Consider the following 18,578-nt stretch of genomic DNA (forward strand, 5'->3'; position numbering starts at 1 on the left):
GGTTTTTTATTATAGAGGAACGGGATTTCTTAGGATACGGACACCCGTTCGATCATCGCCGCAGGGTCGATGGTTTTTCCAAACGAATAGGTTTTGCCGTCCCGCTCCAGTGTGGCGGGACGTGAAGTCTCTTGCAGTGCCTGTACAAACAGCTCAAAGGTGATGCCGGGCTGTGCCTGGCAGGCGAGCGCATACAGCCCCGCAACATACGGAACCGCCCAACTCATGCCGCCGTTGTTATAGAAAACATAGTCCTGTTCACCGGTGGGGGAGGCAGTGGCGCGGCGGTCCATCGGGATCAGCAGTTGGCCGCTGTAGTCCTGGGCATCTTCTTCAAAGAGATACGGTTCCCAGAACATGCCCGGCCGCACGCTGGAAGGGGCCTCCGGGTCGGCAAGTGGAAGGCGGCCGCTTCCCATAAACGGCAGCAGCGGGTCATTATCCGCCACGTAGACAAATGCGATCCCCGCTTCCTGTGCACGTTTTACTGCGGCCTGCATCTCGGCAGCACCCCGGGTATCCGGCATCCAACCACGTGACATCGAAATCACACGGATTTTCTCCCCAGCCGGAAGCGTGCTGTTCAGGGCGATGATCTCATCGACCGTTTGCGCGCGCAGGGTGAGGTCGGGTTCTCCATCCTCGGAGGAACCGTCACACGCAAAAAAATAGAGCAGGGCGTCCGGCGCGACCCCAACCGTTTTCCCGGCCGCGATCGAAGCGACCGCCGCCCCATGCATCTGTGCACCTGCCCTTGAGGAGACCGGCCCATATTCCCGGTAGCAGCGCAGCCGGTCGGCATACTCTTGGTGCCCGGTCAGAAGGGTCTGGTCAATGATCGCGATTCCGACTCCTTTCCCGGTGATCCCTTTTTCATGCAGGGCGCGCACCCCCAACCCCGGGTTTTTGCCCTGTTCCATCACAGCAGCAGGGTCGAACCCGTCCGGCAGAGTGTCCGGCCAAAGTGTTTGGCTGTCAAAGTCCGAAAGGAGGAGTGCGTCCAGCTCCCCGGAGAGGTCCGCCGACCGCAGATCGGTGCTGCGCAGGTCACGGGTACCGTCGTCCCATGCTTCGGGCAGCGCATCGAGCGCACCGAACATCTGGGTGAAATCAGCGGCGGGCGGTTCGCGGCAGAGGTCTGGAGCGGAGCCGGGGCTGCTGCATCCTGTATTTAGGGCCGCTAGGGCTGTGCAGAGCAGGCAAAGCATTTTTTTCATGAAAATCCCTCCCTAAAAGAATAAGAATTTTTTTGGCAAACCAAGTATATAGCGATTTGTCGGGAAATGCAAGGATATGCGGCGTTTTTTGCGGTTCCGTGAAAAGTTTGTTAAGATTTTTTCATAAGTTGGCACAAAACCGATTGCAAAAACCAAGAGAATATAGTATACTAAACATAGTTTCGTTTTTTGTTCGTATAACTTTATAAAGGTAAGGAGAATGATTATGAGCATCGATTTTACCCTGGCAGGTGCGGTAATCTTTACCGGACTCGTAGTCGTATTCACTGCGCTGGTCGGGCTTTGGGGGATTGTCGCCCTGTTTGGAAGGTTCTTTTCAGCGGCATCGAATAAGCCCAAACCGTCCGAGCCGCCCAAAGCGGCGCCAGCTCCGGCCCCAAAGGCGGCAGCTCCCTCTGCCCCTGCTGCTCCGGCACCCAAGGCAGCGCCAGTCCCAGTTGTGGAAGACGGGATCGGCGATGAGATTGTGGCAGTCATTGCGGCGGCAGTTGAGGCGATGGGCGCAGGAGAATCCGGTGGGTATGTCCTGCAAAGCATTCAGAATGCGGCTCCGGTTGTTGGCACAGCTCCCCAGCACCAGCAGGTAAAGGGTGGGCGTCCCGCATGGGCACAGGCGGGTCTGATGCAGAATACGCAGCCGTTTTAATCAATCTTGAATGAATTTGTTGAAAGGACTGACAACATGTTTGCAATTTTTCTGGATTCTGTAGGCACGCTGATCCAAAACTGCGGCTTTACCAGCTTGTCGTTTGGGCAGGCGCTCATGATTCTCGTCTCGTTTGTACTGATGTATCTTGCGATCGGCCGCGGATTTGAGCCGCTTCTCCTTCTGCCGATTGCATTCGGCATGTTTCTGACCAATATCCCCAACGCAAACCTTTATCATACCCTGATCTTTATCAACGAAACAGGGCATATCGACTGGTCGCTGCTCGCTGAGACAGGCGGTCTGCTCGATTATCTCTATCTGGGCGTCAAGCTGGGCATCTACCCGCCGCTGATCTTCCTCGGCGTCGGCTGTATGACCGACTTTGGTCCGCTGATTGCAAACCCCAAGAGCTTCCTGATGGGTGCGGCGGCGCAGCTCGGTATCTTCCTCGCGTTCTTTGGCGCGCTCTGCATCGGGTTTACACCTGCGGAAGCCGGTTCGATCGGTATCATCGGCGGTGCGGATGGTCCGACTGCGATCTTCACGACAACACAGCTTGCCCCGCATCTCCTTGGTTCGATTGCGGTTGCAGCATATTCCTATATGGCGCTTGTCCCGATCATCCAGCCGCCGATCATGAAGGCGCTGACCACCAAAGAAGAGCGTATGATCAAGATGGAGCAGCTCCGTCCGGTTTCCAAGATCGAGAAGCTGATTTTCCCGGTCCTGGTTACGATGGTCGTTTCCTTCCTGGTTCCGGATACCACCCCGCTGATCGGTATGCTCATGCTGGGCAACCTGTTTAAAGAGTCGGGCGTCACCGATCGTCTTTCCAAAACGGCCCAGAATGAGCTGATGAATATTGTCACCATCTTCCTCGGCGTCACCGTCGGTGCGACTGCGAACGCCGCCAGCTTCCTGAACCTGAAAACGCTGGGCATTGTCGCAATGGGCCTCTGTGCGTTTGCGTGCGGTACTGCGGGCGGTGTCCTGCTCGGCAAACTGATGTGCGTCCTCTCGGGCGGCAAGATCAACCCGCTGATCGGTTCGGCTGGTGTTTCTGCGGTTCCGATGGCAGCGCGTGTTTCTCAGAAGGTCGGCCAGGCGGAGAACCCCACCAACTTCCTGCTCATGCATGCAATGGGTCCGAATGTTGCGGGTGTTATCGGTTCGGCGGTTGCTGCCGGCGTCCTGCTTGCGGTTTTGAAATAATCTGTCCTGTAAAAAAAGACGATGCCGCGGATGCAGAATGCATCCGCGGCGTGTTTTCTTGCGTGGACTTTGACAGGGACCTGCTTTGCAAAATCGTAGTTTCTACTGCGAGCCGCAGCGAAACATTTTGAACGCAACCGTTCTGCAAGCTGGGCGTAAAATACGGCTCACTGGTGAAGCACGTTTGGACGATAAGCGGGGGCTTTTCAGGTGCGGAAGCATTTTGAAAGAAAGGCAGAAAACAGGCTTTAAAATTTAGATGCAGCTTGGAAGGGAAAGAGAATGGATTTACAGTTAAAAGCGCGATATATCAAAGTCAAAAAGGAGATCATAGACGACTTTTTCAAACGGATGAACGACAGGCAGCGGGAGGCGGTCTTTGCGGTGGATGGGCCAGTTCTGATCCTCGCGGGGGCGGGAAGCGGCAAAACCACCGTTATCATCAACCGAATTGCAAACATGGTGCAGTTTGGGAACGCCTATCATAGCGATTGGATGCCCGAGGGGATCACCGAGGAGGATGTGTCCTTTCTGGAGGAATATGCAGCAGGAGAAAACTGGGAGATGGAGCGGGCTTTCTCGCTGATTAAGAACCGAGCGGTCATGCCTTGGAACATTCTGGCGATCACGTTCACGAATAAGGCTGCGGGGGAGCTGCGGGAGCGGCTCTCCGCGATGCTTGGCTCGCTCGCGGATGAGGTAAACGCTTCGACCTTCCACTCGGCCTGTATGCGCATCCTCCGCCGCGAAATCGACCGTCTGGGCTACTCGAGCAGCTTCACGATCTATGACACTGATGATTCGGTGCGACTGGTCAAGGCCGCACTCAAGGAACTGAATCTGGATGAGAAAAAATTCTCCGCGAAAGGGGTTCTTTCGACGATCGGGCGCGCTAAGGATGAGCTGAAAACGCCGGAAGATTTTGCGGATTCGGCAGGGGAGGACTTCCGGCTTCAGGTGGCTTCTAAGGTCTATCGAATCTATCAGCAACAGCTGCGGGCAGCAAATGCGGTGGATTTCGATGACATCATCATGCTGACTGTCCAGCTCTTCCAGCAGTTCCCCGAGGTGCTGGAGCATTACCGCAACCGGTTCCGCTATCTGATGGTAGACGAATACCAGGACACCAATCGTGCCCAGTTTGAGCTGGTGCGGTTGCTTTCGTCCCACAGCGGAAATCTCTGCGTGGTAGGCGATGATGACCAGAGTATTTACAAGTTCCGGGGAGCGACGATCGAAAATATCCTACAGTTTGAGGACACCTTCCCGGGCGCGCGGGTGATCCGTCTGGAACAGAACTACCGGTGTACCAGCACCATCCTAGATGCGGCAAACGCGGTGATCGAGAACAACACCGAACGTAAGGGCAAAACCCTCTGGACAGAGAACGGAACCGGCGAGCCGATCGACGTTTACCGGGCAATAGACGAAAACGGAGAGGCGCAGCATATCTGTGACCGGATTTCCGAGAATGTCAAAAATGGGGCGCATTATGCCGACCATGTGGTTCTTTACCGGATGAATGCGCAGGCGCAGATGCTGGAGCGGGGGATGGTCAAAGCGGGCATCCCGTATCGGATTATCGGTGGTGTACGATTTTATGAGCGTAAGGAGATCAAAGATATTGTCGCCTATCTCAGCCTGATCCACAATCCGGCGGATACCCTGCGTCTGCGCCGGATCATCAACGAGCCGAAACGAAAGATTGGTGACGGGACTGTAAACATGGTGCTCGAACTTGCCGCCGAATCGGGAAAATCGGCATTTGAGGTGGTGGACCATGCGGATACATATGAACCGCTCGCGCGCCGGGCATCCGATCTGATGCAGTTCGGGCAGATGATCCATCGTCTGATGGAGCTGGCGGACACCTGCCCCTTGGGAGAACTGCTTGACACCCTGCTCGAGGATACCGGCTATCTGCGGATGCTTCAAGCGGAAGGATTTGAAGGGCAGACCCGCCTTGAGAACATCGAGGAACTGAAGTCCACCATGAACCGATATGAAGAGGAGAACACAGAGCCGACTCTGGCCGGTTTTCTCGAGGAAATCTCGCTTTATACCGACATCGACAAGTTCGATCCGACTGCGGACAATGTGGTGCTGATGACGATGCACTCGGCAAAAGGGCTGGAATTTGACCATGTGTTTGTTGCGGGGATCGAGGAAGGAATCTTCCCAGGTGTGCAGTCGATGTTCGATCCGGCCCAAATCGAGGAGGAACGGCGGCTCGCATACGTTTCACTCACCCGGGCAAAAAAGCGGCTCTATCTTTCAACCGCTGCACAGAGGATGCTGTTTGGGCAGACAATGCGGAACCGTCCGTCTCGTTTTTTGGCTGAAGTCCCCGGGGAGCTGACCCAGCTGACCGATGCGGTTTTGCAGCGACAGGCGGCGGCACCGCAGAAACAGCCCACCGTTCGCAGGCAGCGGGTCAATCCGACCGATAAGCTGATCGGGATTGGAGGCGGTATGCCCCGTTCCCAGCAGGAGAATCAACCTGAGATTTCCTACCGTACGGGTGACCGGGTCAGCCACAAGGTTTTTGGAGAGGGGACGGTTCTTTCGGTCACGCCGATGGGAAATGACCATCTGCTGGAGGTCGCATTTGGAAGCGTTGGCACCAAAAAATTGATGGCCAAATTTGCCAGATTGTATAAAGAATCTTAAATATTGCAAAATTCGAGCTTTTTAGGGAAAAGGAACCTCGAATTTTAGGGATGTAGCGAGAAAAATATAGAATAGTCCGTTTTTTCGACAAGAGATGACACCGCTCTTGTATATAATAAACATGCAAGAGGCCTTCAGACAGAAGCAAACAGCTTCAGAAGAAACGATTTTTAGGTCCATGGTCCCGTCGCGAATGCTGTGGAAGAAACGAAATGTTGAGGAAGAAAGAGGCTTTGGTTTGACTTCTAAGTCAAAATGCAGACAGGGTGAAGCTTGTCACATGGAAATAACCGGTTTTTTCATGTTTTTGGCGAATATAAAAAGGTTGCATGTATAGGAGGTATATAGGAATGCGGAAATTGAAGAAATTGGTATTATGGCTGATTGCTTGTCGAATCGAAGGGAACTGGAGAAAAATTGACCGCAATCGCAAACAGATGAAACGCCTGATCGCCGGTAAGGTGCCGTATACATCGGACAAGCTGATCCGGCTGGACATGGAGACTGCGCGTCTGGGCCAGGAGGCCATGACGATGCAGCGCTGCTACCATGATATGGAGCGCGCAGGATAAAGGGGGACTCTCTTCTGTTTGCCGTGGGCAGAAATTTCTGCCCGCGGCATGTTTGCTGTATTTTTTAGACTGGCATCCATCAGCTCCCAATTTCAGGGATGTCTCTGAACGGTATGGGTGGCGGCCCCCGCTATATCCTGTTTTTGAAGAAAGGAGAAAGAATGAAAAAACCGCCCCCTTGTGGGACAGGCTTCATTCTACAACGTCTTATGGGACAAAAACTGAAACAAAAACAGATGTCGGATTCGCTCACGGTGGGAGTTCTGCTCGCTGTGGTGGGCGGATTTCTGGATGCTTACACCTATCTGCTGCGCGGGCACGTATTTGCCAATGCACAGACCGGTAATATCGTTCTGCTTGGGCTTTCTGCCGCCCAAGGGGAGTTCCTCAAGGCTTCCTACTACCTGCTGCCGATTCTGGCGTTCCTCTGCGGGGTTCTGCTGACCGAGTGGATCAGATCCCGGTTTCAAAACTGCCAGGCCATCCATTGGCGCCAGCTTGTGGTTGCAGTGGAGATGGTACTTCTGGTCATTGTTGCCTTTCTGCCGCTCGGGAGCTGGGACTCTGCCGCCAACATTATGATCTCATTGCTCTGTGCCATGCAGGTCGAGGGATTCCGTAAGATTCTGGGAAACGCTGCTGCAACCACCATGTGCACCGGGAACCTGCGCTCAGCCGCCGAGCGGTTTTACCTATTCTGGACCACTGGCGACCCTTCCCGGCGTACTGAGAGCCTGCATTACTGCGGGATCATCCTGTCATTTATCGGCGGGGCAGCGCTTGGTACCTTCTGCTGCCGCTTATTCGCCGGACAGGCGGTGTTGATCTGTTGTGGATTTCTCCTGCTTGCCTTCGGAATGATGTCGTTCAGGAATTCCCGCTGATTGGGATAGAAAAGCAGCCCGCTCCGGATTAGAGCGGGCTGTCTGTCTTTTCATCCAGTAGATCTGTATCGGTTCTCCATTGGGATGTGCAGATTCCCGTTCCAGGATACCGCCATTCGAAAGGATCGTCCGCGCAGATGCAGGATTGTTTTTGTCGCAGACGAGCATCAAACGGTGCAGGCCGACCGAACAGGCAAATTTCAATGACAGCCGCAGAATCTGTCCGGCATACCCCTTGCCTCGCTCGCAGGGACGCACCCCGTATCCAATATGGCCGCTATATTGCCGCAGATACTCATTTAAGGTGTGCCGGATGTTTACCGTTTCAATCAGCCGGTGGTTTGAAAGCCGCACTGCAAAAAAGGTGGAAGCCCCCCCGTCTGGGGGAGACCGCCTCAAAGACAGCGTTGCGTTCTACGAGCGCAAGCCATTCCGGATAAGGAAGCTGGCCGGGCAGAACACCACCATGCAGTTCGGTTTCCCCATGTGCCAGATGTTCCTGCTTGTAGTCCCGTACTTCTTACCTCCCATTCAGGGATGAAAGATACCAGGAGCAGCTGTTCCCTGAGACTGCGCAAGGGTCAAACAGAAATATCCATGGATACGGCCGGGACATCCGCCGCAGCCATATCCGCCCCAACAGGAACTTCGGCAGCAACCGGGGCGGATGCCACAGGAGCAGCAACCGGAGCCACCGCTGGGGACGATCCTCCGACTGCTCCGGCCATCCCTTCGAGCATGGCTTCCTGACGCTCCTGTGCGTCTCTGGAAACCTCCTTCTGTGCATACCGCGTCTCGTCCCGCCGGCGCTTGTTCCGGCGGCTTTTCAGTTCTTCCCGTTGGGCGTGCGCTTTCTGCTCCTCCTGTGCCTTCTCAGCCTTCTTCTGCTTCCGCTCCAGTTCGGCCTCTTTGTTCAGATGCCGGATCTTGTTGCGCGAACGCTTGAGCAGTTTTTCAATCCGGCGGATCTGTGCTGTGATCTTATTCTTCTGTTTGCCCTCCGCGAGCGGCTGCGCCATCTTCAAACCCGCCAATGCCATCATTCCCTTGGAGATCACCCGCTGGACATCCATCGTACTCTGCGCATTCGCAAGCATGGTGGCAAGCTCCCCGACCGAGTTCTGTGAACTGGTGGAAACCGAGACTTTCCCACCGCTGCTTTTGCCCATCGCGGCCTGCATCATCTGTGCCTGCGATTTCTCCCGGGCCTCCTCCTGCTCTTTCAGCTGGGAAAGCAGGTTTTTCCGTTGCTCATCAGCGGACAGCGACACAGGGTTCTGTGTCTTTTTCTCCTGCTCCTTCACCGAGGTCCGGGGCGGATAATACTGGATACTGGACTGAACCTTCATTCCTCAACCCTCCCTTTGTGTTCAACACAACATCTGTTCCACATCTTTCTAACATAAATAATCGTCCTGAATGTACCAAACTAAACCGCACGTAGCAGAATCCCTGTCTGCCATTCACGTCAGCGCGAACAGGCGGGCCGCCCCCGCAACTGTACCGCAGATCACCATGCCGATCACGGTCGGTACCAAGAACGAAACCAGCGTCCACCGGATGCTGTGGGTTTCCTTATAGATGGTCATGCAGCTTGTCGAGCAGGGCCAGTGCAACAGGGAAAACAGCATCGTGCAGGTAGCGGTCAGCCAGGTCCAGCCTTGGCTGGTCAGCAGGGTTTTCAGCTGTGTCAGGTCGTTGATTTCGGTTAGGCTCCCAGTCGAAAGATAGGCCATCAACATAACCGGCACCACGATTTCATTCGCTGGGAATCCTAGGATGAATGCCATCAGGATCACTCCATCCAGCCCCAGCAGGCGGGCAAACGGGTCGAAGAATCCGCTGCAGTGTGCCAGAAGGCTCTGTCCGCCGACCGTCAGATTGGCCATACACCAGATCAGCAGGCCAGCAGGTGCAGCGACCGCTGCTGCACGCCCAAGAACAAACAGGGTACGGTCAAAAATCGACCGCACAATCACCTGGACGATCTGCGGACGCCGGTAGGGGGGCAGCTCGAGTGTAAAGGAGGAGGGGACCCCCTTGAGGATGGTTTGGGAGAGTACAAACGAGACAGCAAAGGTCATCAACACGCCAAGCAGGATGATGCCGGTCAGCAGCAGGGCGGAAAGGAGGCTTGCCCCAAGTCCGGAAGCGCTGCCGATGAAAAACATTGTGATAATCGAGATGAGGGTGGGAAACCGTCCGTTGCAGGGGACGAAATTGTTGGTGATGATCGCGATCAGCCGTTCGCGCGGCGAGTCGATGATTCGAGCGCCGGTGATCCCTGCAGCGTTGCATCCAAATCCCATGCACATGGTGAGCGCCTGTTTCCCGCAAGCGCGGCACCGTTGGAAGCCTTTGTCAAGGTTGAAGGCGATGCGGGGGAGATATCCGGAATCCTCCAACAAAGTAAAAAGCGGGAAAAAAATTGCCATGGGAGGCAGCATGACCGAGACCACCCACGCCAGTGTTCGATAGACCCCATCCGTAAGCATCCTGTTCAGCCAAGGCGGGGCGCCCACCCAGGACAGCGCTTCCGCGAGTATCCCCTGTCCCTGGAAAAGCAGGTCGGAGAGCAGGCGTGAGGGGACGTTCGCGCCAGCAATCGTTAACCAGAAAACAAAGGCGAGCAGCAGGAGCATCGCTGGGATTCCGGTAGCGCGGCTGGTGAGCAGCCGGTCAAGCGCCCGGTCGCGGTCGTGACAGCTGGCTTTCTGGTAGGATACGGTATCCATGCAGAGCTCTTCGGCCAACAGAACAGCCGATGCCGCCACCATATCCCGGAATTTTTCGGGCGCGATGCCCTCTTCGGTCAGATGTCTTTGTGCCTCCTCAAGTGCGTCCCGGACTTCTGGATGCATTCGGAGCTGGATTTTTAAGTACGCGTCGATCGACGCAAGCAGCTGTGTATCCTCCGAAAGCAGTTTGACCGCAATCCAGCGGGCAGGGAGTTTTTTAAGGTTCAGCGGCTCCAGAGCTGGAACCAACAGCCCCAGCGCCCGCTCGACCGCTTCTGGGTACCGCGTGCGCAGCGGTTTTGTGTCAGGGGGCTTACGGCATATCTGTTCGACCGCACCGGTGAGCTGTTCCAACCCTTTGCTGCTCCGCGCACTCGTTCCAATCACCGGAACCCCCAGCCGTCGGGAGAGCCGGGGAAGGTCAATCCGAATCTGCTTTTTTCCTGCTTCATCCAGCAGATTGACACAGAGCACCACATGAGGTGTGACTTCCAGTGTTTGGAGCGCCAGATTCAGATTTCGCTCGAGGCAGGTCGCGTCGCAGACTACGATGACTGCGTCCGGCTCCTCGAAGCAGATGAAATCCCGCGCCACTTCCTCTTCTGCCGAATGGGCCAGCAAAGAGTACGCTCCAGGCAGGTCCACCAGCAGATAGTCCTGCCCGCCGCGCCGGTATCGCCCCTGCGCGTTTGTCACCGTTTTGCCCGGCCAGTTTCCGGTATGTTGACGCATTCCTGTCAACTGGTTAAAAACGGTGCTTTTTCCGACGTTGGGGTTCCCTGCGAGCGCCACCACTCGCAGGTCCCCACCCCGCTCAATCGTCAGACTTCGGTCCATCGCTCCTTTTCCGGTGGACCTGGCTGTCAACCCCATCAAGATCCCTCCTGTTTATGCATATTGCACCATTATGTGATCCGAATCTTCCGAGCGCAGCGCGATCACCGCGCCACGGACGTAATAGGCCACCGGATCTCCGGCGGGGCTTTTTTGCAAACACTCTATTTTGGTACCTTGTATCAGCCCGATGTCCTGTAGCCTGCGCCGCATCTCACCGGTGGTCAGCAGCCTGACCACCCGCGCTGCGCGGCCTTCCGGCACCCGGCTCAGCGGAATCATCTTTTGTTCCATCTTCATTCTCCACCTATTTCAAGATTCAGGGATGTATTACCCCCTATTACCCTATTCCGCAGGTGGGGCGAATGCTACTCGGGATCACGGAGGGAATCTATATCCATTTAAAATTTCTTCTTGAGCTGGTCGCTGAACGCTTTCAGTTCCTTTTTCCGGTCTTCCGGAAGGCAGTTGAATTCGATGTTCTGGATCGCGCCTTCCAGTGTGTATAAATACACCAGACAAACTCGAGGGTACGCCTCTTTCAATTTTAAAAATGCCTGTTCGGAACCGGTTTCAATCAGCTTTTCAGGCGAATCAATGCCAATAGAGATTAGTTTTTTGGACATTTCCTTTCCAATGTTCATCATGGATGTTAATTTTGACATGGATTTCTCCTTTCTGGTGGTAGTAAACGTTTATAGGGGGCAATACTCCATATGTTATCCTGGAAGGATGGAAGGAGAGGGGCCTTGCGTCAGCCGATCGGTACCGGGTTCTGGTTCTCCTGCTGGAGTTTGGGAAAACTCAGTCATGTGGTTCCAGAAGCGTTTTGGCATATGCCCCATCCGGCAGCGGGGATTCTCCCGTCCTTCGACTGCAGCGACCTCGTAATATTTGCGCCAGAGTGCGCGGAACATCTGCTCTTCCGCTCCCATTGCCGGGACTTCCAGATGTTCCACCGGAAGAATCTGTGCCTGATATGGCCGGTAGAAGAGGGCCATATGGTTGGTTTTGTCGTGGATCAGGAAGATTTCTTCGGGATACCGGTCGGTAAAATGCTGCTGCATCAAAGGCAGGACGATACACTTGGGTTCGATTACCGCGACCAATCCCTCTCCGCAATCGGAAAACCGGAGAAACTCGATGAGTTGCCCTGCTTCATTGCCCACCATCCGGACCGCCTTGAATAGTTGGCAGACAGTCGCATTGGTCAGCATCGAAGTTACCCGCGCGCCATACTGGTAAGCCAGCCGGATAAACTGATAGATCATCCATTCCCTGTCCTGCACACAGGAAAACCAGCCGCGTTTTACCCATTCCTGAATCTCACCCGAGAGCCGTCCGAGCGAACGCCAGACCCGTATAGCATGGGCTTCGACTGTCTCGACCGGCCAAGTCCGGTAAAAGGTCGGTTCACCCTCGGTCAGGATCGCCAGCGGCATCTCCCGCCGGGTGTAACTGTCAAACACGCAGCAGAGCAGGCCGCCAAGGCTTCCATCGTAGGTATATGCTGTTTCCACGGAAATACCTCCTTTCGGTTGTCCGTTTCGATCGAGCTGTCCCCAAGCCGGCCGGCCTGTTTGTTTCCCGGCGGGGGAGATTAGGCAGACGTTCCGCCCTGCGGCAACAGTAAAAAATTTGTGTACAACTTCAGATAGGGAAAGATAGGGGACCGGTTTTCAGAGCTGGCCGGTCAGGCTTTGCACCACATCCCGGCCGGTCGGTTGACGGTCGAAGAGCGAGAGCTGCTCCGGCGCTTCCTCCGGCAGACGCGCCAATTCATAATCCCGCTCAGAAATCAGGGCACGCAGGACACCATCCGGTGTGACCCGTAGCCCGTCGATCATCCTGCCCTTGCAGAGCAGGAAATACTGCGCCCGCTTGAGCACCACCCCAATCCGTTTCAGCCCGTCAAAATCGAGCAGAGTGGTGCGGCGTGCCGCCAGAATCCGCTGGGCACTTTTGACGCCGATCCCCGGAACCCGCAGCAGCATTTCATACGGTGCACTGTTTACCTCGACCGGGAACTGTTCCATATGGTTGATCGCCCAGTTGCATTTTGGATCAACCAGCGGGTTAAAGCTCTGATGCTGTTGGTCGAGCAGCTCGGATGCTTCGAATCCATAAAAGCGCAGCAGCCAGTCAGCTTGATAGAGCCTGTGCTCCCGCAAAAGCGGCGGTTTGGTGTCGAGCGCGGGAAGCAGGCGGTGTTCCAGCACCGGCATATATGCTGAGAAAAAGACCCGCTTCAGGTTGTACTTTTTATAAAGCGCCTGCGTGAGGTTCAGGATCTGGTAGTCGGTATCGGGGGTTGCCCCAATAATCATCTGGGTGCTCTGGCCTGCTGGCGCAAACTTCGGTGCATGCCGATAGCGCACCAGATCGGTGGAATTTTCCGCGATCCGGCTCTGGATCAGCCCCATCGGGCGCAGGATAGAGGTTCGGCTCTTGTCCGGCGCGAGCAGATTCAGGCTCTGTTGGCTGGGAAGCTCGATGTTGACACTCATCCGGTCGGCAAGCATCCCCATCCGCTGGAGCAGGGCGTTGTCCGCTCCTGGAATTGCTTTTGCGTGGATATATCCATTGAACCGATATTCTCCCCGCAGAAGCTCGAGCACACGGATCATCTGCTCGCAGGTGTAGTCCGGATTTTTCAGGATGCCCGACGAGAGAAACAGACCTTCGATATAGTTTCTGCGGTAGAACTGGATCGTCAGTTCTGCCAGCTCCCGTGGCGTAAATGCTGTGCGGGGGGTATCGTTCGAGCGGCGGTTGACACAGTATTTGCAGTCATAGATGCAGTAGTTGGTCATCAGCACCTTGAGCAGCGCAATGCATCTCCCATCGGCAGCAAAGCTGTGGCAGATTCCACGTGCGACACAGGAGCCGATCCCACCTTTGACACCGGCCCGATCGACACCACTGGAGGTGCAGGCAACATCGTATTTTGCCGAGGCGGAAAGTATCTCGAGTTTTTCCATTACGTCCACATTCAACCCTCCAAGAAAGAACATTAGTTCTTTCTTTAGGATACCACTTTACGGAAGACTTGTCAACTGTCCAGAATTTTGAAAATCTATCTTATCTTCTCCGCGGGATGTATTGATTCTGCCGAATACCTGCGTTAAAATAAAACTATCAGTCTGAGCTGTGGAGGGCTGGATATGGGTTATTTTCTGGAAGATCTGGCGGGTATCGTTATAGGGCTGCTTCTGGACCCATGGCTCGATACCTGGTTTCATAAAATGGCGGCCAGATTTCATAACCGCAGAAGCAGGAGAGCGTGAATCCCCACAGAGAGGATATACAGGTTTTCTGCCGTCCTGTACGGGACACAAAAAATGGGACTCGTTTCTGTGCTTGTCATTTTTAAAAAACTACATTATAATAGTAAAACAGTCGAATTTTATGATTGGGGAGTTTTTTGTATGAGAACAATCATCTGGTTTCTCTATTTCTGGCTTTCTCTTATCCTGCTGGTCCCGAGCATGCTGCGCGCCCAGTTTCTTACCTCGCGCCAAAAGTGGGAAAAGCGCGACCGTATGGTCAACAGCCGGGTGCGCTGGTGGATGGGTTCGTTGCTCCGGCTCGCAGGGGTGGAGGTAACGGTGAGCGGGCTGGAGAATATTCCGAATTGTCCGGCTGTTTTTGTCAGTAACCATCAGGGGAACTTCGATATTCCGATCCTTCTGTGTAACCTTGACCGGGTACATGGGATCGTAGCCAAGATAGAGTTGCAGAAAATCCCGTTTATCCGCATCTGGATGCGGTATTTCAACTGTGTATTCATCGACCGGAACAACCCCCGGCGCTCGATGGCTGCACTTAATCAGGCGATCAGGAATATTCAGGAAGGCGGTTCCATGATTATCTTCCCGGAAGGCACCCGCAGCCGCAACGATGAAGTAGGCGAATTCAAGGCAGGCGGATTTAAGATCGCGCAGAAAACTGGTGCACCGATCGTGCCGGTTTGCATCGGTGGATCGTACAAGGCGATGGAGGCCAACCATATGTGGATCAAGCCTGCGGCGGTGCGATTGCATATCCTTCCCCCGATCGAAACATCCGGACTTTCTAGAGAAGAATTCAAGGTGATCGGCGATAAGGTTCGTCGATTGATTATCGAGGAAAAAGGATAAGATTTTATGAGGGAGAATATGAAATATGAAAGTTGAAAGATGCATAAAAGAATCTTTTATTGTGATAGGGAAAGAAGGTTCAACTTTAGATGGAGAAGGTTTTATTCAAAGATTATGGATTGATGCAAATTCTCATTTTGGAGAAGTTCAGCATCTAGCTAAAAAGGATGAAAATGGAAATATCTGTGGCATATGGGGGGTTATGTCTGATTTTTCTCATTCATTTGATCCATGGGAAGATTTCAGAAAAGGTCTTTACCTTGCCGGAGTAGAATGCCGAGATGATGCGGAAGCTCCTGATGGTTGGAAAAAATGGATTATTCCTGGCTGTGAATATATTTATGTAGAATGTGAAGATAGCGATACCTTTTCAAAGACAATAAAATACCTGGAGGAGAATTCCATTCCATTGGTGGGGGCAGTCCACGATTTTACCTGTCCACAGACGGGGAAAAATTATATGCTTTTCCCAATTAGAAAGTTGTAAATAAACTCCAGATTATAGGGGGATTTCGCCCAAAAGATGCCCCTCTTTTTTTAACAAATGCTCTCTTGGAATGACCGCCCAGAAAGAGAGAAGGCGTTTTCTTTCCAAAGAGGACGTGTGCAGAAACTGAAAAAGGCAGCAAAAAAGGATTGACGCAATCGCGCCAATCCTTTTTTGATCTCTATGATCGTATCACCGGAAAAGTGAAAAATCAACCTGCCCATCTGCGGCGTAAGCTTTCCCGCAGATTCCGAATACCTGCTTCACCCGTTCTGCGGACAGGACTTCCAGTGGTTTCCCACTGGCGGCGACCAGTCCATCCGCAAGCAGGACCAGATGATCGCAGTAATGCGCAGCCAGCCGCAGATCGTGGAGTACGATGAGGACCGTTTTTCCTCTGGATTTCAGGTAGTCCAGCAGAAAAAGCTGGTGACGGATATCCAGATGGTTAGTGGGTTCGTCCAGGATCAGAGCATCCGCTCCCTGGGCAACGGCCCGGGCGATAAAGGCCAGTTTCCGCTCCCCGCCTGATAATGAAAGGATACTTCGGTTGCGAAGATGGGAGATTTGCAGCTCTTCCAGCGCCTGCCTGATGACCTCTTTGGCGGACAGGGAACGATCGCTGCGGGCATACATCGCCATCCCAACTACATCGGATACCGAAAAATCAAACGGACAGCCTGTATCCTGTCCGACATAGCCGATCAGGGCGGCCCGTTCACGCGGGCTGTACTGGGAGAGATCGGAACCGTCTGCCAGCACTTGTCCGGTATTTGGGATGCAGATACCAAATGTCGTTTTAACCAGCGTAGATTTTCCGCATCCGTTCGGGCCGATGATACCAGTCATCCGCCCACTTTCTGCGATTAGAGACACCCCCTTGAGAATCTCTCGGCCACTGAGACGCACCCGGATTTGGTCATATTCCAGTTTCATCCGTTGTACCTCCCTCTGCGGGCCATCAGATACAGAAAGAATGGCGCACCGATAAATGCGGTGATAATGCCGAGCGGCAGTTCCGCCGCTCCGAACGCGCTCCGCGCAAGGGCGTCTGCCCATACCAGATAAATCCCCCCAAGCAGCGCACTCAGCGGGATCACGGCGCGGCAGTCGCTTGTACCGGAAAGCAGCCGGACCGCGTGCGGTACGACCAGACCGACAAATCCAATCACGCCGGTAACCGAGACGAGGGAGGCGACCAGCACTGCACAGACGAGGAACATCAATGCCCGAAACGGCTTGACTCGCAGTCCCATTGCGGCCGCATCCTCATCCCCCATCATCAGCATGTTGAACCGGGTTCCACAGTGGGTAAACACCGCGATGCCGGCTGTCGTCCCGACCGCGGGAAACAGGAGGGTTTTCCACTGGGCTGCCGCAAGGCTTCCCATCTGCCAGTTGTAGACCGCTGCGATGCTTTCCGGGCTCTTTGCCAGGAAGATCAGAAAGCTGGTGACCGCACCCATCACCGCATTGACCGCAGTTCCGGAGAGCAGGAGGGTCATCGGCTGCAACCGTCCGCCGCCTGCGGTCTTGGCGATAAAATAGACCGCACAGGCTGCAGCGGCTGCCCCTGCAAATGCGGCTAAGGTGGTCTGGTACTGCCCGCCAAAGGCCGGGAGCGGCATCAACAGTGCCCATGCCGCCCCGGCGGATGCGCCGGAGGAGATACCCAGAATATAAGGGTCGGCGATCGGGTTAAGCACCAGAGACTGCATCGCTGCTCCGCAGGCCGCAAGTCCGGCGCCGCAGAAGATGCCGAACAGTACCCGTGGGAGCCGGATATTCCAGACAATCTGGAAATGCGGCATCTCCCAACGTCCGGATGCCAGTTCCCTGCCACCCAAAAACAGCTGGTCTTTCAGGATCCCAAATACCTCAGGAACAGGGATTTGTGCCGAGCCGACCCGGATCGTCCCGACCACCGACCCGCCCAGCACGAGAAGCAGAAACAGGAAAAGGAGCAGCCCCCGCAGACTCCGTCTCCTCAGCGCTCCGGTTACGCGAAGCATTCCGGATAGAAGTATTCCGCGAAGGTGCGGCAGGCGCTCGCTGCGCGCACATCCTGCATCACCGCCACGAGCGGAACGGTCAGATACGCCTGATTTTTGACCGCGGTCACCTCCCGCAGGGCAGGATTGTTGTTGAGAAAATCGAGCTTCTCCTGAATCGTCTGCGAGCCATAGTCATTCAGAATAATGACATCCGGGTTGACCTCCACCAGAGTCTCCACACTGGTATTGAACCACCTGGAATCCGCCATTCCACGGGTGGTGTTGATCCCGCCGGCCAGCTCGATCAGATTGCTTTGCAGTCCGCTGGAAGTGGTATAGATTTCATTGCCATTGAAGGTATCCAGCACGAACGCCTTGACGCGCTCTGTTTCAGGGACTTCCTTCACGGCCTCCTGCACTTCCGCGATCTGCTTTTGAATGCTGGCGATCAACTCAGCGGCGCGGTCCTCCACCTTGAAGATTTTTCCTAGATTTTCAATGTCCTCATAGACATTCTCGATCGTTTCATCCGGGACCAGTGTGCCTGAGATGGTCAGACAATGAATCCCTTTGGACTCGAACTGCTCGTAGCTTCCCCAGCCAGTTTCCTTGAATGCGCTGACTTGACCGATCACCAGATCCGTCCCGAGCGCAACCGCGTTTTCATGCGAACGCTCAACCTCCGGAATGCCTTCAAATTTAGGCTTCAGTTCATCAAGCGGCATTTCGGCGGGGTTGGTTGGAACATTTTTTCCTGCGATGTACGATTCCAGTCCCAGCATCACCATGTTTTCGGCCGCGTACAGGTGGCAGCAGAGCACCTTTTCGGGCATCTTGGTGAAGGTGATGGTTTGATCCCCGTTCTGAATGGTGACCGGCTCATAAGCTTCCTCATCCGCCAAAGTGGAGGAAGCTGGCGCTGACTCGGATGATGGCGCCGATTCCGCAGAGGGGGTAGGCCCGGATTTGGCGGCCTGTGTTCCGCAGCCCGCCAGCAGGGTGAGACTGAGCGCCACGGCGATCAGTCTGGAAAAATGGATGGTTCTCATGTGTTGTCCTCCTTCGATTGTTTTGTTGCGGCAGACAATAAAAAAAGACAAATCTTTCGATCTGTCCGTGTACGCCAAAAGAACGCTGTTTGGACACAGCGTTTTGACCACG

At 54.5% G+C, this 18,578-nt stretch carries 19 protein-coding genes; 8 read left to right on the forward strand and 11 right to left on the reverse strand.

Annotation, left to right across the window (positions count from 1 at the left end; all coding sequences use genetic code 11):
- Positions 1 to 29: 29 nt before the first annotated feature.
- Positions 30 to 1,217 carry a S8 family serine peptidase gene (locus C814_RS22065; protein WP_016315207.1) on the reverse strand — a complete coding sequence of 396 codons (1,188 nt, stop codon included), beginning with the start codon at positions 1,215 to 1,217 and terminating at the stop codon, positions 30 to 32.
- A gap of 226 nt (positions 1,218 to 1,443) precedes the next feature.
- Between C814_RS22065 and C814_RS22070 the strand changes: the two genes are divergently transcribed.
- From C814_RS22070 to C814_RS08285, 5 genes are all read left to right on the forward strand, one after another.
- Positions 1,444 to 1,884: an OadG family transporter subunit gene (locus C814_RS22070; protein ID WP_016315208.1), complete on the forward strand. Its 441-nt coding sequence runs from the start codon at positions 1,444 to 1,446 to the stop codon at positions 1,882 to 1,884.
- 36 nt (positions 1,885 to 1,920) lie between these two features.
- Positions 1,921 to 3,099, forward strand: coding sequence for a sodium ion-translocating decarboxylase subunit beta (locus C814_RS08270; protein ID WP_016315209.1), 1,179 nt, complete (start codon positions 1,921 to 1,923; stop codon positions 3,097 to 3,099).
- A 282-nt stretch (positions 3,100 to 3,381) separates the two neighbouring features.
- Positions 3,382 to 5,769, forward strand: a complete 2,388-nt coding sequence (locus tag C814_RS08275; RefSeq protein ID WP_016315210.1) for an ATP-dependent helicase — start codon at positions 3,382 to 3,384, stop codon at positions 5,767 to 5,769.
- Positions 5,770 to 6,119: 350 nt separating this feature from the next.
- Positions 6,120 to 6,341, forward strand: coding sequence for a hypothetical protein (locus tag C814_RS08280; RefSeq protein WP_016315211.1), 222 nt, complete (start codon positions 6,120 to 6,122; stop codon positions 6,339 to 6,341).
- A 161-nt stretch (positions 6,342 to 6,502) separates the two neighbouring features.
- Positions 6,503 to 7,225 (forward strand): YoaK family protein, encoded by a 723-nt coding sequence (locus C814_RS08285; protein ID WP_016315212.1) that lies wholly within the window; start codon positions 6,503 to 6,505, stop codon positions 7,223 to 7,225.
- Here C814_RS08285 and C814_RS24870 read toward each other — a convergent pair.
- Positions 7,142 to 7,579 carry a GNAT family N-acetyltransferase gene (locus C814_RS24870; protein WP_369750546.1) on the reverse strand — a complete coding sequence of 146 codons (438 nt, stop codon included), beginning with the start codon at positions 7,577 to 7,579 and terminating at the stop codon, positions 7,142 to 7,144. The genes C814_RS08285 and C814_RS24870 overlap by 84 nt on opposite strands.
- Here C814_RS24870 and C814_RS23445 point away from each other — a divergent pair.
- Positions 7,539 to 7,766: a hypothetical protein gene (locus C814_RS23445; protein WP_016315213.1), complete on the forward strand. Its 228-nt coding sequence runs from the start codon at positions 7,539 to 7,541 to the stop codon at positions 7,764 to 7,766. The genes C814_RS24870 and C814_RS23445 overlap by 41 nt on opposite strands.
- Positions 7,767 to 7,806: 40 nt before the next feature.
- Here C814_RS23445 and C814_RS08295 read toward each other — a convergent pair whose 3' ends face one another.
- The 6 genes from C814_RS08295 to C814_RS08320 all read right to left on the reverse strand — a co-directional run bounded on the left by C814_RS08295 (position 7,807) and on the right by C814_RS08320 (position 13,787).
- Positions 7,807 to 8,574 carry a hypothetical protein gene (locus tag C814_RS08295; RefSeq protein ID WP_016315214.1) on the reverse strand — a complete coding sequence of 256 codons (768 nt, stop codon included), beginning with the start codon at positions 8,572 to 8,574 and terminating at the stop codon, positions 7,807 to 7,809.
- Positions 8,575 to 8,688: 114 nt separating this feature from the next.
- Positions 8,689 to 10,836 (reverse strand): ferrous iron transport protein B, encoded by a 2,148-nt coding sequence (gene feoB, locus C814_RS08300; RefSeq protein WP_016315215.1) that lies wholly within the window; start codon positions 10,834 to 10,836, stop codon positions 8,689 to 8,691.
- A gap of 15 nt (positions 10,837 to 10,851) precedes the next feature.
- Positions 10,852 to 11,091, reverse strand: a complete 240-nt coding sequence (locus tag C814_RS08305) for a FeoA family protein (protein ID WP_016315216.1) — start codon at positions 11,089 to 11,091, stop codon at positions 10,852 to 10,854.
- A 107-nt stretch (positions 11,092 to 11,198) separates the two neighbouring features.
- Complete coding sequence (locus tag C814_RS08310) at positions 11,199 to 11,462, reverse strand: TfoX/Sxy family DNA transformation protein (RefSeq protein WP_016315217.1); 264 nt, start codon at positions 11,460 to 11,462, stop codon at positions 11,199 to 11,201.
- A 54-nt stretch (positions 11,463 to 11,516) separates the two neighbouring features.
- Entirely contained in the window at positions 11,517 to 12,317 is an 801-nt protein-coding gene (locus tag C814_RS08315) for a TIGR03915 family putative DNA repair protein (protein ID WP_016315218.1), read from the reverse strand.
- Positions 12,318 to 12,476: 159 nt separating this feature from the next.
- Positions 12,477 to 13,787: a putative DNA modification/repair radical SAM protein gene (locus C814_RS08320; RefSeq protein WP_016315219.1), complete on the reverse strand. Its 1,311-nt coding sequence runs from the start codon at positions 13,785 to 13,787 to the stop codon at positions 12,477 to 12,479.
- Positions 13,788 to 14,225: 438 nt separating this feature from the next.
- Here C814_RS08320 and C814_RS08325 point away from each other — a divergent pair, with 438 nt between their 5' ends.
- Positions 14,226 to 14,936, forward strand: a complete 711-nt coding sequence (locus C814_RS08325; protein ID WP_016315221.1) for a lysophospholipid acyltransferase family protein — start codon at positions 14,226 to 14,228, stop codon at positions 14,934 to 14,936.
- 25 nt (positions 14,937 to 14,961) lie between these two features.
- Entirely contained in the window at positions 14,962 to 15,423 is a 462-nt protein-coding gene (locus tag C814_RS08330) for a GyrI-like domain-containing protein (protein ID WP_016315222.1), read from the forward strand.
- 192 nt (positions 15,424 to 15,615) lie between these two features.
- On the opposite strand, the gene C814_RS08335 is transcribed toward C814_RS08330, so the two are convergent.
- The 3 genes from C814_RS08335 to C814_RS08345 are packed head-to-tail and all read right to left on the reverse strand — an operon-like array spanning position 15,616 to position 18,466.
- Entirely contained in the window at positions 15,616 to 16,359 is a 744-nt protein-coding gene (locus tag C814_RS08335) for an ABC transporter ATP-binding protein (protein WP_016315223.1), read from the reverse strand.
- Positions 16,356 to 17,435, reverse strand: coding sequence for a FecCD family ABC transporter permease (locus C814_RS08340; RefSeq protein WP_016315224.1), 1,080 nt, complete (start codon positions 17,433 to 17,435; stop codon positions 16,356 to 16,358). The genes C814_RS08335 and C814_RS08340 overlap by 4 nt, the downstream gene beginning before the upstream one ends.
- Complete coding sequence (locus tag C814_RS08345) at positions 17,423 to 18,466, reverse strand: ABC transporter substrate-binding protein (protein ID WP_016315225.1); 1,044 nt, start codon at positions 18,464 to 18,466, stop codon at positions 17,423 to 17,425. Before C814_RS08345 ends, C814_RS08340 begins: the two co-directional genes overlap by 13 nt.
- Positions 18,467 to 18,578: the final 112 nt, after the last annotated feature.

It is taken from the genome of Anaerotruncus sp. G3(2012) (assembly GCF_000403395.2).
GTDB lineage: Bacteria > Bacillota > Clostridia > Oscillospirales > Ruminococcaceae > Anaerotruncus.